This window comes from Mycolicibacterium austroafricanum (assembly GCF_000612725.1).
In the GTDB taxonomy this organism is placed as follows: Bacteria; Actinomycetota; Actinomycetes; order Mycobacteriales; family Mycobacteriaceae; genus Mycobacterium; species Mycobacterium austroafricanum.
In genome coordinates this window covers 1,007,853-1,024,605 of the sequence record NZ_HG964450.1, presented here as the reverse complement: position 1 = coordinate 1,024,605, position 16,753 = coordinate 1,007,853, and the positions used below count along the sequence as shown (strand labels likewise).

Here is a 16,753-nt window from a genome sequence, read left to right as displayed (position 1 = left end):
TGGGTACTTGTCGGCTAAGTTACCCACCAGTAACTGTGCCTAACTATACCGCCCGGTAACTTCAACGCAAGACGAGTGTGGGCAATTTCCCCCCCTGGACCAACCCAGCGGTTGGCCGGGGTGCGAATTTGGCTACAAAATAGGCCCTGAACAGGGGTTTTATCCGTCTGTGATGATACTCACGTTTAGCCCGGATAGGGTGTCGTGATGGGTGCGACGACCGCAGTGGCGGTATGGGGTACGGGCAACATGGGCGCCACCGCGATCCGGTCGGTCACCGCCTTTCCGGGGCTGCATCTGGCGGGGCTGATCACCTCGTCCGAGGACAAGGCCGGCCGTGACGCCGCGTCGTTCGCCCGGCTGGACGCGCCGACGGGGATCTCCGCCAGCACGGACGTCGACGCGGTCCTTGCCGACTGTCACGCGGTGGCGTACATGGCTTCCGGCGACATCCGTCCCGACGAGGCGGTCGCCGACATCGAGCGGTGTCTGCGGGCAGGGGTGCACGTCGTCACGCCGTCTCTGTACTCGCTCTACGATCCGCGCTCGGCACCCCCGGAATGGGTGCAGCGCCTCACCGGCGCCGCCGAGGACGGCCGGGCAGCGCTGCTGGTCAGCGGTGTCGACCCGGGCTGGGCCAACGACGCGCTCGCAGTCACCGCGGCGGGGCTGTGCACGCGCATCAACACCATCACCTGCCAGGAGATCTTCGACTACTCGACCTACGACCAGCCGTACGCGGTGCGGGTGTCCTGCGGTTTCGGTGGCCCGATGGACGAGACACCGATGATGCTGCTGCCGACCATCCCGACGATAGTGTGGGGCGGCAACATCCGGCTCATCGGCCGCGGGCTGGGCCTGGAGATCGACGAGATCACCGAGGAGGTCGAGCGGCTCCCGCTGGCCGACTCCGTCGACACCGTCATGGGCCGATTCGACGAGGGCACCCAGGGCGCGTTCTTCCTGCGGGTCATCGGCTGGTCCGGCGGCAGGCAGCGCGTCATCGTCGAGCACATCACCCGCATCGACCCGTCGTGTGCGCCGCACTGGCCGCAACCCGATCAAGGGGTGGGCGATCACCGCGTCATCGTCGACGGTGATCCGCAGCTGACCATCGTGACGCGCGCGGATGTGCCGGGCGGCACCCGCGCCGACGGCGGCAACACGACCGCCGCCAACCGGCTACTCGGGGCGATCAGCTGGCTGGCGGCCCAGAAGCCGGGAATCTATGACGGCCTCGACGTTCCGCTGCATCCGCCGCTGGCGCCGGAACTGGAAGCCACCCGCTGGAGTTAGCTTCCGGCCAGCCGTTTGTTGATGAGCCGGGTGAGCCATGCGGGGGAGAAGCGTGACCCCAGCGCCAGTGCCTTCGCCTGCCCGCCGACCGGGAAGTGCACCTGCTTGACGAGGCGCCGCGGCCAGGTGGCCTCGACCGCGGTGACGATGTCGCGCGCGATGTCCTGCGCGGTCAGCCGGATGCCGAGCGACTGCGTGGTGCCGGTCTTGACGCCTTGGGTCATCGCGGTGTTCACGTACAGCGGCCACATGTCGATGACGCGGATGCCGTGCTGCGCCCATTCCAGGTTCAGCGCCTCGGTGATCGCGCGGACGTAGAACTTGGTGGCGCTGTAGTTGGCCAACTCGACCTGGCCGTAGATCGCCGACGCCGACGAGAGGTTGACGACGACCGCGTCGGGAGTGTCCCTGAGATACGGGAACGCGGCGTGCAAACCGTTCACCACACCCTTGACGTTGACCTCGATCGCGCGGTGGTGCACCGGCAGCGGGATGTCCTCGAAACGGCCCGCCTGAAGCAGGCCCGCGTTGTTGATCAGAACGTCGAGACGGCCGCCCGCCGCGTCCACGAACTCGGCCAACCGGTGCGCCACCTCGTCGGCGTCGGTGACGTCCAGCCGCCCGACCACCGGCCTGCCGCCGACGGCGGTGATGTCGGCGGCCAGCAGTCGCAGCCCCGCTTCATCGATGTCGTATCCGCCGACGCGGTACCCGCGCTGCGCGAACAGCAGCGCCGTCGCACGCCCGATTCCCGTGGCGGCTCCGGTGATGAACACCGATTTCGTCATGCCGACTCCTCGTCTGGGTTCAGTTGAGCTGCCACACCGCGAAATTGAGGCACAGGGCGAACCCTGACCATGCCAGGTAGGGCAGCAGCATGGCCCCTGCGATCGCACTGCGCCGCCAGAACAGGACCACCGTGGCGATCAGGACCACCAGCAGCACGCTCAGTTCGGCGAACGCGATTCCGCGCCAGCCGAGACCGAAGAACAGCGGTGTCCAGGCGGTGTTGAGCACCAACTGGACGGCGTACCAGGTCAGCGCGCGCCTGGTCTCGGGCGACGGCCCGGTGCGCCACACCAGCCACGCCGCGACAGCCATCAGGAGGTAGAGAACGGTCCACGTCGGACCGAAGACCCAGGACGGCGGCGCGAAACCGGGTTGCTGGAGACGGCCGTAATCGTCGGCGGCGGTGCGGCTCGCTAGACCACCGATCGTCGAGGCGGCGACGACCGCGACGATGGAGATCGTCAGCGCCAGCCACGATTTAGGGCGCGTGGGGGAAGCGTCGGCGACCATGTCCGCAGGCTACCCCGGCGAATCAGCTTCCCGGTCAGGGTGATTGTGGTCAATCGGTGACGTCTCGGTGGCCGGCGTCTCGCCCGCCGCAGCGTCGGAGTCGGGTAGCTGACCCACCAGGTACTCGGCGAGCCCCCCGATGGTCGGATAGTCGAACACCGCGGTCGCGTTGATGGTGAACGCACCGCCGAACTGGCTGTGCAACCGGTTGCGAAGCTCGATCGCCATCAGTGAGTCCGTGCCCAGGTCCAGGAACCGGCTCGTGGCGGCCGGGGGCTGCGCGAGCCGCAGGAAGTTCTGCACCTCCCGCTGCAGGAATTCGGTCACGAATCCCGCCCGCTGCGCGACGGGTATCTCCTGCAGCTGCCGTAGCAGTTCGCTGTCCCCGGCCACCTCGCCCTCCGGGCGAGGCAGCACCAGATCGAGAATCGGTGGCCGGGAACTTCCCAGCACCTTCGCGGCGCGCTGCCAGTTGGCCTTGAGCACGGCCGCCTGCCCGGTTCCGTTGGCGAGCACCTCGGCAAGGGCGCCCAGCGCTGCCGACGGTTCCAGCGGAACCAGGCCCTGCGCACCGATGTTGGCGGTCGCGGCCTCCGACGAAGCCATCCCGCCCTGGGCCCATGGACCGAAGTTGACGCCCGTGGCCGGCAGGCCCCGGGCGCGTCTGTGCGCGGTCAGGCCGTCGAGCAGTGCATTGGCCGTCGCATAGTTGGCCTGGCCGGGCGAACCGAACAGGCTGGACACCGACGAGGACATGATGAAGAAGTCCAGATCGTCGCCCGCGGTCAGGCGATCGAGGTGGCAGGCACCGAACGCCTTGGGAGCCAACGTCGTCCGGAAGCGCTCCAGGCTCTGCTGGGAGAGCAGTGCATCGTCGAGCACGCCCGCGAGATGCGCCACCCCGGCCAGCGGCGGCAGCTCCGCGCGGATTCGCGCCAGCAGCTCGGCCACCTGGGACTCGTCCCCGACGTCGGCGCAGAAGGTGTGCACGCGGCACTTGTACCGCTCGGTGATCTCCTCGATCGCGCGCCGCGCGTCCGCGTCGGGCGCGCGCCGACTGGTCAACACGAGGTCACCGGCGCCGAGTTGGGCCAGGTATGCCGCCGTGTGCAGACCGATCGCACCGAGACCGCCGGTGATCAGGTAGCTGCGATCGGCGCGCGGCTGCAACGGTTTCGGCATCTGCAACACGATCTTGCCGACGTGCCGGGCCTGCTGCATGCGGCGGAACGCGGCCCTGGCCTCGGTCAGCGGGTAGATCTCGGCGGGCAGCGGCACCCATTCGGCGCGCGAGGAGCCATCGGCCTTGCCCAGCCCGTCGGACACCTCACCGAGCAGGCCCCGGATGCGTTCGGGCTCCAGCAGGGTCACCGTGTCCAGCGCCACGATCTCGTAGGCGATATCGGGTCGGGCCGCCGCCATCTGCTCCGGTGTCCAGATGTCGCGTTTGGCGATCTCGGCGAACCGGCCGTTCTGTGCGGTGGCCCGCACGGTCGCCTCGATGAAGCCCTCGTTGGTGAGGCTGTTGAGGACCACGTCGACGCCCTCGCCGTCGGTGTCGGCCAGGATCTGGTCGGCGAATTCCGTGGTGCGCGAGTCGTAGACGTGATCGACTCCCAGCTTGCGCAGCGTGGCGCGTTTGTAGGTGCTGGCCGTGGCGAAGACGACGGCGCCGTGCTGCTGCGCCATCTGGATGGCGGCCAGCCCGACGCCGCCGCTGGCGGCATGGATGAGCACACGGTCGCCGGGCTTGAGCTGCGCCCAGTCGAACGCGAGGCGGGCCGTGAGCGCCGCGGCGGGAATGGTCGCCGCGTCCACCGCGCCGATCCCGTCGGGAATCGGGGCCAGCAGCTGTGCGGGCACGTTGAACCGGCTGGCGAAGGCGCCCTGCATGAAACCGTAGACGCGCTGGCCCACTTCGAGCCCGGTGACGCCGCTGCCCAACTGCGTGACGGTGCCCGCGAAGTCGCCGCCGATCGGTCCGGGGTCGCCCGGGTAGAGGCCGAGGACGTTGAGCACATCGCGGAAGTTGAGGCCCGCGGCCTCCACCCGCACCTGCACGTAACCCTCTGCCGGGGGTGCCACGTCCGTCTCGGTCAGACGCAGGTTGTCGATCGCTCCGCGTTCGGTGGGGGCCAGCACGTAGTCGGCGGACCGGGGCACCGTGAGGTGACCGCTGCGCGCCCACGGCAGCAACCGCGAGGCCAGCAACTTCCCTTGGCGCACAGCGAGTTCCGGCTCGTCGACCGGAGCGGCCAGCAGGCCGGCCAGCGCCAGTACGGCCTCCGGTGATCCGTCGACGTCGACCAGCCTGCAGCGCAGCGCCGGTTCCTCGTTGATGGTGGTGCGCCCGAATCCCCACAGTGCGGCCTGCACCGGATCGACGGGTTCACCGGATTCGGTGGCCACGGCGCGTTCGGTGACGATCCACAGTCCGCCGGGCAGCTTCACGGCGCCGTTCTGCACCGTGTGCACCGCGCTGAGCAGGTCCGCGATCTCGGTCTCGATCCGCGCTGCCATCGCGGTGCTCGACTCGTCGGCGCTCGGCGCCGCGGCGCGCCAGACGACGCCGGAGAAGCCGATCCCGCGTTCGTGCGCCTGTGCCAGCAGCTGTCCCAGGGGTTCCGGATCGGTGCTCCGGTCGAACGGGATGCAGCCAGGCACGCCGGCTGCCAGTTCGTCGAACCCGGCGATCAACCAGTTGCCGTTCAGCGCGGCGTCACCGGATGCCGGTGCCGGCACTTCGTGCCAGCCGAGGGTGTAGAGCAGGCGGGTGGCGTCGCCGCCGAGGCCGCGGAGTAACGCCTCGCGGGGGGCGCGTTTGACCGTGAACTCGCGAATCCCGCCGAGGTGACGGCCATCGCGGTCGAGGAAGTCGAGATCGAAAACCTGGGTCTCGCTGTCGAGTTCGCTGGTGTGCCAGGTGGCGCGGCAGTAGAACCTGCGTGGCATCTTGTCCCGCAACGTCACCTGGCCGTAGCGCAGCGGCAGGAACAGGTCGCTGACGCCCTGTTCGGCCGCGAGGAGCGCGGGGAACGCCGGGAACGCGACGCCGGTGCACAGATCCATCAGCACCGGGTGCATCGGCTCGGTGCCGAGTTGCTCGGCGAGTTCTTCACCGACGAGGATGTCGCCGATCGCCTCGCCCTCGCCGAGCCACAGCGATTTCAGGGAACCGGACCAGGTCGGGCCCCATGCCAGCTCCATGTCGGCGAACGTCTCGAACAGGTCCTGTGGGCGCATCCGGTTCAGTCGCTCGATGGCCTCGTCGACGGGACCTGACGGCTCGGCCTGGGGGTTCTCGTCGACACCGCTGGCCACGGTGCCTTCGGCGTTCAGTGACCATTCGGTGCCGCGTTCGCCGTACTCCCGGCTGTGCACCTGGAACTTCTGTCCGCCGTCCTCGGACGGGTGAAGAGTCAGCTGCACCTCGCGGGAAGCCTTCTCGGGCAGGATGATCGGCTCGTAGAAGAAGACGTCCTTCACCCGGGCCGGGGTGCCGACCGCGGCCAGCGCCATCGCCGCGTAGGTGGCGCCGGGGACGACGACGGTGCCGTAGATGACGTGGTCGGCGAGCCACGGCTGCGATCTGACCGACCATCTGCTGGTGTAGACCGTGTCACCGCTGGCCAGGTCCTTGGCGCTGCCGAGGATGCCGGAGACCGCCGGACCATCGGTGGTGATTCCGGACGTCTTGGGCCAGAACCGGCGACGCTGGAACGGATACGTGGGCAACGCGACTGCGCGACCCGGCCGGCGATACAGCGCACCGAAATCGGGCCGGTGGCCGCCCACGTAGGCCGCGGCCAGCGCCTCGGTGATCTGGCGGCGGTCGCTGACACCCTTGCGGAGCGAGACGATCGCCCGGGGTGCGGCCAGGTGCTCCGGCCAGACCTGCACCGCGGACCCGGTCAACACCGGCTGCGGACCGATCTCCATCAGCACCGAACATCCCAGCGCCGCCACGGTGCGCACACTTTCGGCGAACTGCACCGGTTGGCGGGAGTGCCGCCGCCAGTACTGGGCGTCGAGGGGGGTCTGGGCCGTGAGCACGGTGCCGGTACGGTTGCAGACCAGCGGCAAGGTCGGGGTGGCGAACTGGAACTGTGCCGCATAGGACTCGAATTCGTCGAGCACCGGATCCAGTAGCTCCGAGTGGAAGGCGTGGCTGGTCTGCAGCCAGGTGCAACGGACACCGTCGTCGCCGAACCTGTCCACGATCTGTTCCAGATCCTCGCCAGGGCCCGAGAGCACGGTGTTGGGTCCGTTGTAGGCGCCGACCGACACCCGCGGGAAGTCTCCTGCGATCTCCTCGACGAGCTTCGCGTCGGTGAACACCGCGACCATCCGCCCGCCCTCGGGCAGGCTTCCGAACATCCGGCCGCGTTCGGCCATCAGCCGTGCCCCGTCTTCGAGGCTGAACACGCCGGCCACGCAGGCCGCCGCGTACTGGCCCACGCTGTGCCCGAGCACCACGTCGGGCTCGATGCCCCACGACTGCCACAGCCGGGCCAGCCCCATCTCCACGGCGAAGATCGCCGGCTGGGCGAACGACGTGTGCCGCAACGCTTCCCCGGATTCCCGATCGGCGGCGAACAACACCTCCAGCAATGGGCGCGGCAGTATGTCCTTGACTGCGTCCGCGCAGCGTGTCACGGCGTCGGCGAAAACCGGTTCGGTCTCGAACAATTCACGGGCCATCCCGGGGAACTGGCTGCCCTGTCCGGTGAACAGCCACGCCGTGGTGGGGTGGTGGGTGTGTTCGCCACGTACGACGCCGGGCCGCAGCCGGTTCTGCGCCAGTTCGGCCAGGCCCTCGCGCGCGGCCGCGACCGAATCGACGACCAGCGCGGCCCGGTGCTCGAAATGCGACCGGCCCGTTCCGGCGGTGCGGCAGACGTCGGCGAGATCGGCGTCGGGGTGGGCGCCCAGCCAGGCCTCGTAGCGCTGCGCCAGCGCCGTCAGCGCCTCCGGTGACCGGGCGGACAGCGCGAGCACACCGACGGGCAGCGCGCGGGTGTCCGGTTCCTCGACCGGGTCGGCCGCCTGCGGGAGTGGCGCCTCCTCGATCAGCACATGCGCGTTCGTGCCGGTGAACCCGAACGAGCTGACCCCGGCGCGCCGCGGCCTGCCGTCGGCCTGCCACGGAATCGCCTTGTCCACCACCCGCACCGGCAGCGAATCCCACGGGATGTGCGGCGACGGATTCTCGAAGTGCAGGCTCTGCGGCAGCAGGTTGTGCTGAAGCGACAGCACAACCTTGATCAGACCCGCTGCCCCGGAAGCCGACTCGAGGTGGCCGATGTTGGACTTCACCGATCCCATCAGCAGCGGGCGGTCCGCGTCACGTGAGGCGCCGTAGGCGGCCGCGGCCGCCTGCACCTCGATCGGATCACCCAGCGGGGTGCCTGTCCCGTGCGCCTCGAGGTAGTCGACATCCCCGCCCGAAAGGCCGGCGCGCGCCAGCGCCATCCCGATAAGGCGTTGCTGTGCACCACCATTGGGCACAGTCAGGCCGCTGGAAGCGCCGTCCTGGTTCACCGCGCTGCTGGGAATGACCGCGCACACCCGGTCGCCGTCGCGCACCGCGTCGCCGAGCCTCTTGAGCACCAGGATCCCGCAGCCTTCGCTGCGCACGTAGCCGTCGGCGGAGGCGTCGAAGGTCTTGCACCGCCCGACGGGGGACAGCATCCGGGCGCGGGATGCGGCGACGCTCGTCACCGGGCTCAGCAGGACGTTCACGCCGCCGGCCAGCGCCAGGTCGCAGTCGCCGGAATGCAGTGCCTGGCATGCCTGGTGGACGGCGACCAGCGCCGAACTGCATGCGGTGTCGACCGCCACCGCCGGGCCTTCGAGTCCCAACGCGAACGCGACCCGACCGGAGATGGCGTTGAGCGCGTTGCCGGTGATGAAGTGGGGTTCGATCTTCTCGATCGACTCCGACGACAGCAGATGCGCATACTCGTTGGCGGCCACGCCCACGAAGATTCCGGTGCGGCTGCCTCGCAGGTCGGCAGGCGCGAGCCCAGCCCTCTCCAGGCCCTCCCACACCGTTTCGAGCATCAACCGCTGCTGCGGCTCGATCCAGACGGCCTCACGCGGGGAGATGCCGAAGAACTCGGGATCGAATCCGTCGATACCGTCCAGGAATCCGCCGAAACGCGTGTAGGTCTTGCCCGCGGCGTCGGGATCCGGATCGTAGAACTCGTCGATGTCGAACCGGTCCTCGGGGACCTCGCGGATCGCGTCGACACCGCCGGCCAGTACCTCCCAGAAGGCCTCCGGGTCCGGTGCGCCGGGGAAGCGGCACGACACCGCGACGATCGCGATCGGTTCGTCCGTGCGGTTCGCCGCCGCCGACGTCGGCTGCGACCCCGCCTTGGCGGGTGCCTGCTCGGCAAGCCCGAGCACCTCGCCGAGCAGATAGTCGGCCACGTCGGACAGGCGCGGATGATCCATCGCCAGGGTGGCCGGGATCTCGCGGCCCACGCCCTGTTCGATGCGGCGCCGCAGTTCGACGGCCATCAGCGAATCCATGCCGAGGTCGAAGAACCCCGCGTCCTCGCGGATCTCCGTGGCATCCACCCGGGTGATCTCGGCCACCGCGGTACGCAGGTAGTCGGTCAGCAGCTTCTTGCGTTGCTGCACCGGGGCGTTGGTGAGCCGTTCGACCAGTTCGGTCCTGCCCGACGGCGTGGCAGCCGGGGCGGTGTCCGGCACCTCGCGCTCCAACTCCGCCAGGAACGCCCGCCGCCCCGCCTGCTGGTACAGCGGAAGGAAACGCTCCCAGTCGATGCGGGCGACGATCCCCTGCGCAGGGCCCGGTGCCTCCGCGGCTGTCACCACGTCGGCCAGCCCCGCCAATGCGTCGGCGGGTGACAAGGTCCGGACTCCGCGCCGGTCCAGTCGGGCACGCGACTCCGCGTCGGCCATGCCGGCCGACCACGGGCCGAAGTTGATGCTGACGCCGGAGATGCCCTGCTCGCGCAGCCGCCAGGCAAGCCCGTCGAGGAAGGCGTTGGCGGCGCCGTAGGCGGTCTGCCCGTACCCGCCCCACACCGATGCGATGGACGAGGTGCCGAGGAAGAAGTCGAGCTGCAGGTCAGCCGCCGCTTCGCTCAAATGCCAAGCACCCCATACCTTCCCGGCGAAGACGCGATCCACTTCGCTGTCTTCCAGGCTGACCAGCGGGGTGGTGCCGATCTCGCCCGCGGCGTGCACGATGCCGGCCAACGGCGGTAGCTCCGCGGCCACGGCTGCCAGCAGGCGCGCGACGTCGTGCGCGTCGGCGACGTCGGCGGCGACGACCCGGATCTGGCAACTGTGTTGTGCGCCCAGCGCGTCGATACGTTGCTGCGTGGCATCACCGGGTGCGCGCCGGCTGGTCAGCACCAGGTGGCGGGCGCCGTGCGCGGCGAGATATCCGGCGATCTCCAGCCCGATCGAGCCCAGACCGCCGGTCACCAGATACGTGGCGTCGTCGCGCAGCTGCAGCGGTTTGCCGGCCGGCCGGCCGGCCCGTCGAACCAGCCGGGGCACATACACCGCGTGATCGCGCAGCGCGATCTGGTCTTCCCTGACGGCCGGCCCGTGCGGTGCCGTGATCCGGTTGAGCAGTCGGGACCACTCGTCGGCGGTGCCGTCGGCCAGATCTGCGAGTCCGCCCCACAACTGCGGAAGTTCCAGGGCGGCGGCACGACCGAAACCCCACAGGCAGCTCTGGTCCGGGGCAACCGTGTCGGTGGCGGTGACGTGCTGCGCCCGACGGGTCACCACCCAGATGGGGGTGCGCAGTTCCGCGGCGGCCGCAGCCCGGAACAGTCGCCGGGTTCCGCCCAGGATCCGGTGTTGCATCCGCAACAGTGACCGCATCGAGGGTGCCGTACCGGGGTCGGGGTCGGAATCGAGCCCGCCGACATGGACGATGCGCAGCGTCGAATCCTCCGCTGCCGCAAGGCGTAGCGCTTCGCCGAGTTGTTCCTCGTCCGCGTCGGACACCGGCAGGCCGAAGATCCGGTACCGCTGCCCGCGTGCGCTGAGCACGTCGACCAGCGGCCGGGTCGCCTCGGTGTCGTCGCCGACAAGGATCCAGGACGACACCTCGTCGGTCTCCGCGCCCGAGAGCGCCGCCGCGGACTGCTCCCAGCGGATCTCGTAACGGTCGTTCGTGATCGATTGGCTGCTGCGTTGCTGATTGTGCTGTGCGGCAAGCCTGCTCAGCACGTCCAGGGTCTGCTGGTCGCCGGCGGCGCCGTCGAGCAGTGTCGCGAGCTCCTCGATGCGGCCGTCCTCGAGGAGCCGGACGGCCTCGGTGCTCGGGGTGCGCGGCTGCAGCGCCTCGGACCCGTCGGGATCCTGGTTGTCTCTGAACCAGTACTGGCGGTGCTCGAACGGATACGTGGGCAGGTCCAGCTTTCGCGCGCCCGCGTCTCGAAACGCGCCGAACTCGGGCAGGTGGCCCAACACGTATGCGTCGGCGACGGCTTCGGTGATCTGCCGGTGGTCGGCCGCGGTTCGGCGCAGGGACGCGATCACCCTCGGCGCGGTGGCGGGGTCGGGCCATGCCCCAAGGGCCGCGGCGGTCAGCACCGGTCGAGGCCCGATCTCCACCAGAAGCTTGCAGTTCATCTCGGCGAGGGTGCGTACGCTCTTGGCGAACTCCACCGGTTGACGTGCGTGTCTGCGCCAGTAGGTGCCATCGAGCTGCACGCTCCGGCCCAGCGCGGTACCGGTGCGGTTGTCGATCAGGATCCGTTGCGGCGCCGCGAAATCGAACTGATTCGCATACGACTCGAAGTCGTCGAGAATCGGGTCCAGCAGCGCCGAGTGGAACGCGTGGCTGGTGTCCAGCCAGTCGCACCGGACACCGTCGGCCGAAAGCGTGGCCACCGCTTTCTCCAGATCCCCTGCGGGCCCGGACAATACGGTGTTGGTGCCGTTGTAAGCGGCGACCGACAGGCTCGGGAACTCGTCGGTCATGGCTTCGGCCCGCTCGGCGGTGGTGAACACCGCGACCATGCGGCCACCTTCGGGCAGGCTTCCGAACAGGCGCCCGCGTTCGGCCATCAGCCGCGCGCCGTCGGTGAGGCTGAACACGCCCGCGACGCAGGCCGCCGAATACTGGCCGACGCTGTGCCCGAGCACCACGTCGGGTTCGAAACCCCAGGACTGCCAGAGACGGGCCAACCCCATCTCGACGGCGAACAGGGCGGGCTGCGCGTAGCAGGTGTTCTGCAGGGTCTTCTCGGCGTCGTCCGCCTCTGCATCGAAAATGACGTCGAGCAAGGGCTTTTCGAGAACATCGGCCACTGCCTCGGCGCACCGGTTCAGCGTCTCGGCGAACACCGGCTCGGTGTCGTACAACTCCCGTGCCATCCCGGGGTACTGGCTACCCTGGCCGGTGAAGAGCCACGCCGTCTTCGGTGTGTCATGCGACTCGCCGCGAACCAGGCCGGGCGCCGGGCGGTCGTCGGCGAGCGCACCGAGCAGTTCGACGGCGGACTCGGCGGAATTGACCACCAACGCGGCCCGGTGTTCCAGATGGGCGCGCCCAGCGCCGGCGGTGAAGCACACGTCGGCCAGGGTGGCCTCCGGGTGAGCGGTCCACCAGTCGCGGTACTGCCCGGCGAGCTGCGTGAGGGCGGCGGGAGTCCGCGCGGACAGCGGCAGCAGGCTGAAGCGGCGGTCGGGCTGCTGCACCGGACCGGGCGCCGCCGCCTGCTCGGGCGCTTCTTCGAGGATGACGTGCGCGTTGGTCCCGGCGAACCCGAACGAGCTGACCCCCGCGATGCGGGGACCGCCGTCGCGCTCCCAGGGGATGGTCTCCTTGACCACCTCCACCGCGAGCCGGTCCCACGGAATGTGCGGCGACGGGTTCTCGAAGTTGAGGTGCTTGGGCAGCGTCCGGTGCTCCAGCGACAGGATGACCTTGATGACGCCCGCGATCCCGGCGGCCGCTTCCAGGTGCCCGATGTTCGTCTTGGCCGACCCGATCAACAGCGGCCGGCTGGGTTCACGTCCGGCGCCGAGCACCGCACCGGCGGCCTGCGCCTCGATCGGGTCGCCCAGCGAGGTCCCGGTCCCATGGGCTTCCAGGTATCCGACATCCTTGGGCTCGAGGTCGGAACGCTTCAGCGCATCGGCGATAACACGTTGCTGGGCAACGCCGTTGGGAACCGTCAAGCCGCCCGATGCGCCGTCCTGGTTGATCGAGCTGCCGCGGATCACCGCGCGGATCCGGTCACCGTCGCGGACCGCGTCCTCCAGACGCTTGATGACGATGACGCCGCAGCCCTCACCGCGCACGTACCCGTCGGCGGCCGCGTCGAACGTCTTGCACCGGCCGTCGGGTGCGAGCATGTGCGCGTTGGAGAACGTGATCATGGTCGCCGGGGTGAGCAGGACGTTCGCGCCGCCGGCCAGCGCGAGGTCACATTCGCCCAGGCGCAGCGCCTGGCAGGCCTGGTGGATCGCCACCAGCGACGAGCTGCACGCGGTGTCGACGGCGACCGCGGGACCCTGCAGCCCCAGCCGGTAGCTGATCCGGCCCGCCGCCGCCGCGTTCGACGTCCCGATGGCCATGTAGGCCTCGATCTCGGGGTAGGTCAGTTCGTCCGAGGCCATTCCGAGGTAATCGTGGGTGGCCAGACCGACGAACACCCCGGTGTTGCTACCGGCCAGGGCCGTCGGCGCGGTCCCGGAGTGTTCCACCGCCCGCCACGCCGTCTCCAGCAACAGCCGATGCTGGGGGTCCATCATCCTGACCTCGCGGGTCGACATGCCGAAGAACGGCGCGTCGAACCCCGTCACGTCATCGACGAAACCGGCACGACGGGTCACCACCTTGCCGGGAGCGCCGGGTTCCGGGTCGAAGAACTCCTCGGCATCCCAGCGGTCCCTCGGGACGTCCGATATCGCGTCGCGGCCTTCGCGCAGCACGTCCCAGAACGCGTCGGCATCCGGGGCGCCCGGGAAACGCGCTGCGTAGCCGACGATGGCGAAACGCGGGGCCGGTCCGTTCGGATGTTCAGCGGATCCCATCCGTTGTCCTCCCCATACATCAGCGGTCAGAAATGGTCCTGTGCGACGCCTGACGCGCCCGGCGACCACCTTCCCCCGACGGACACTATTGCATGCGCACCTGCCGTGTGCGCGGTGTTGCTGTGCGGGATTCAGCCAGCGCCGGGCGACCGCCCAGGAAGCGAGGGTATGTTGATCCAGCAACGGGCTGACGCCGAATCAGGAACGGCCACACGGGGGAGGACCCAGTATTGCGCATCGGCAAGATCACGGTTGGCGCACTTGATGAATGGTCGCTGAATCCGGGCTCTGTCACCTCCTGGCACCCGACCGCCGCCGCTGTCGAGACGGCGCGCCGGGCGCAGGTCAGTTCGGTGCCGGTCAGCTACATGCAGGGCCAGCATCTGCGTAACTACTGGGAGCGGACGACCGCGGGGCTGAACTTCTCCCGGCAGATCATCGCCAGCTGCGAAGTGCCCGGACAGTGCGACATCGCGGCGATGGACCATGCCGTGAACGCCTACCTGCGCCGGCACGACACCTTCCGCAGCTGGTTCGAGCGGACCGAGGAGGGCGAGTTTCTCCGTCGCGCCATCGCCGATCCGGCCGACATCGAATTCGTCCCGATCGAACACGGCGACATGACGGTCGACGAGATATTCGCGCATGTGGTGGACATACCGAGCCCGCTGGAGTGGGGCTGCTTCACTTTCGGAGTAATCCAGCATGACGGCCACTTCACGTTTTTCGCTTCCATGGATCATGTGCACGGTGACGCGACATTGATCGGCACGACGATGATGGAAGCCAACGGAATGTATTCGGCGCTGAGTGGCGGCGGTGCGGCACTCACGCTTCCCGATGCCGGGAGCTTTGACGAATTCTGCGTCCGCGAGCGCGCGCACACCTCGGAGTTGACCGAGGATTCGCCCGAGGTGCGGGCGTGGATCGAATTCGCCGAAAACAGCGGCGGCGGCTTTCCGGAATTCCCGCTTCCGCTGGGCAATCCGGCGGAGTCGACCCGCAGTTGCATGACGTCGGAAATCCTGATGGACACCGCGCAGACGGAACGCTTCGAATCGGCGTGCACGGCGGCCGGCGCCCGCTTCGTCGGCGGGTTGTTCGCCTGCCTCGCCCAGGTGGAGCACGAGCTGACCGGTGCCCTCACGTATTACGGCTCTTCGCACTTGATAGGGGTCTGGTGTTGTCCGACATCGTGTCGTGTCGGTGATTGATTAGGGGCCCGCGCCCCTGTGAGCTGGGTGTTCTCAGGCATCCAGGACAAGGAACGCGGGCATGGTTGACGGTAGTTCATTGCTGCTCGATCTCGACGGTGTGGTCGTCGAGTCGGTGCAGCGCCTCGAGGACGGTACCCGGTTGGTGCATGTACTGACCGCCCCGGAGTGGGTTGGGATCTGCCCCGCGTGTGGGGAGCGCTCCAGCAGGTCGAAGGGCTGGGTGTACACCGGCCCGCGTGATGTGCAGGTCGGCCCGGATCGTCCGGTGCTGCGCTGGCGTAAGCGAAAGTGGTTGTGCCCCAGCATGGTCTGCGAGCGCAAGGTGTTCACCGAGTCGGTGCCTGGCGTTCCGGCGCGAGCGCGGGTTACCCCGCGGGCCAAGGCGTCGATGGCCAGCGCGGTGCTCGACGAGGACCGCTCCGTGGCTGCGGTAGCCGGGCAGTACGGCTGCGGCTGGCACACCGTGCATGACCACGTCATCACCGTCGCCGAGGAGGCCTTGGAGGTCGAGCTGGAGCCGGTTGCGGTGCTCGGCATCGACGAGACCCGCCGCGGCAAAGCCAAATGGGAGCACGACCCGGCGCTCGGCCGGAGGGTGTGGGTGGATCGCTGGGACACCGGCCTGGTCGACGTCACCGGCGATCAGGGCCTGCTGACCCAGGTCAACGGCAGAAACTCCGGGGCGGTGATCGACTGGCTGGCGACCCAGGACCCCACCTGGAAGGCGCAGATCACCCACGTGGCCATCGATCTCTCACCCGCCTACGCCCGGGTCGCCCGCGAGGCGTTGCCGCAGGCGATCGTGATCGCCGACCGGTTCCATTTGGTCAAGAAGGCCAACGACATGCTCGACGCGGTGCGCCGCCGGGTCACCTGGGCCCAGCGGGGCCGACGCGGTCGCAAGGCCGACGTCGAGTGGATCAACCGCCGCCGGCTGCTGCGCGGTGCTGAGCGGCTCACCGCAGACCAGCGCAGCAACCTGTTCGCCAAGCTGCTGAGCGCTGATCCGAACGAGGACATCGCTGCGGCGTGGATCGCCAAAGAACTGCTGCGCGAACTGCTTTCCTGTGCCGACCGAGGAGGGCTGCGCTACGACATCGCCGCCGCGCTAGACCGGTTCTACCGCTTCTGCGCGGCCTGCAAGGTGCCCGAGGTCATCCGATTCGCCCGCACCATCGAGACCTGGCAGGCCCCGATCATCGCCGCCCTGCAAACCGGGCTGACCAACGCTCGCAGCGAGGGCTACAACCGCATCGTCAAGCACGTCGGGCGCATCGCCTTCGGATTCCGCAACCCCGACAACCAACGCCGCCGCGTACGGTGGGCCTGCACCCGCCGATCGCGGCGAGTCACACCCAGCCGGCACCAATGCCACTGCTAACTGCGAAGAGCCCGTATTACGGGCTCACTCCCAGGGATTCCCGCTCCGCCTCGGACAATTTCATGACCCAGGGTTGGTTCACCGGTCTGATCCCGATCACCGTGCCGATCGGTGCGACCTCCTTCGCCGATGCCGCGTGGGCAGCGCAGGCGTCGTTCGATTCGAATCTGTTTATGGCGAAAGTGCCGTACTACCGGGTACTGGAGTTGGCGCCGTGGTTGAGTTGGCCGCGGCCGAATTTCCCGGTGTCGAATTTCTTCCACGGCGGCGCGGCTCCGCTCAACGCCATTCTCGCCGCCGCAGACATGGGTCTGGCGAACAACATCGGTATCTACCCGGACGGTCGTTTCTCCTATCAGCTCACCATTTACATATTCCGGTATGGCGAAGGCACGGTGATGGCGATCATGCATCCCGACAATCCGGTCGCCAAGAAATCGGTGACGCGCTATATGAAGGTCATGAAGTCGGTGGCCGGGTTGGTCGCCGACAGCGGCACCTGGGGGCTCGTCGCATAGCG

The 16,753-nt window shown here is 68.8% G+C and carries 4 protein-coding genes and 3 pseudogenes; 4 read left to right on the top strand and 3 right to left on the bottom strand.

The features are described from left to right. The first annotated feature begins 207 nt into the window (after positions 1-207). A complete protein-coding gene (locus tag BN976_RS04925) occupies positions 208-1,296 on the top strand; it encodes an NAD(P)H-dependent amine dehydrogenase family protein (protein WP_036368410.1) in 1,089 nt (362 codons plus the stop codon). Here BN976_RS04925 and BN976_RS04920 read toward each other — a convergent pair. From BN976_RS04920 to BN976_RS04910, 3 genes are read right to left on the bottom strand one after another with little or no spacing between them, the layout of a single operon-like run. After that, the gene (locus tag BN976_RS04920; protein WP_011777589.1) at positions 1,293-2,084 is read right to left on the bottom strand and encodes an SDR family oxidoreductase; all 792 of its coding nucleotides are present in this window, start codon (positions 2,082-2,084) and stop codon (positions 1,293-1,295) included. The two genes, BN976_RS04925 and BN976_RS04920, sit on opposite strands and share 4 nt — an antisense overlap. A 19-nt stretch (positions 2,085-2,103) precedes the next feature. After that, positions 2,104-2,595 (bottom strand): TspO/MBR family protein, encoded by a 492-nt coding sequence (locus BN976_RS04915; protein ID WP_011777590.1) that lies wholly within the window; start codon positions 2,593-2,595, stop codon positions 2,104-2,106. A 9-nt stretch (positions 2,596-2,604) separates the two neighbouring features. Beyond that, positions 2,605-13,635: a type I polyketide synthase gene (locus tag BN976_RS04910; protein ID WP_036368406.1), complete on the bottom strand. Its 11,031-nt coding sequence runs from the start codon at positions 13,633-13,635 to the stop codon at positions 2,605-2,607. A gap of 230 nt (positions 13,636-13,865) precedes the next feature. Here BN976_RS04910 and BN976_RS04905 point away from each other — a divergent pair. The 3 pseudogenes from BN976_RS04905 to BN976_RS04895 all read left to right on the top strand — a co-directional run. Then, positions 13,866-14,792 (top strand): annotated as a pseudogene (locus tag BN976_RS04905) (condensation domain-containing protein); the annotation flags it as partial. Between the two features lie 75 nt (positions 14,793-14,867). Next, positions 14,868-16,233, top strand: a pseudogene (locus tag BN976_RS04900) (ISL3 family transposase). Further along, positions 16,230-16,751 (top strand): annotated as a pseudogene (locus BN976_RS04895) (acyltransferase); the annotation flags it as partial. The pseudogenes BN976_RS04900 and BN976_RS04895, both read left to right, overlap by 4 nt. Positions 16,752-16,753: the final 2 nt, after the last annotated feature.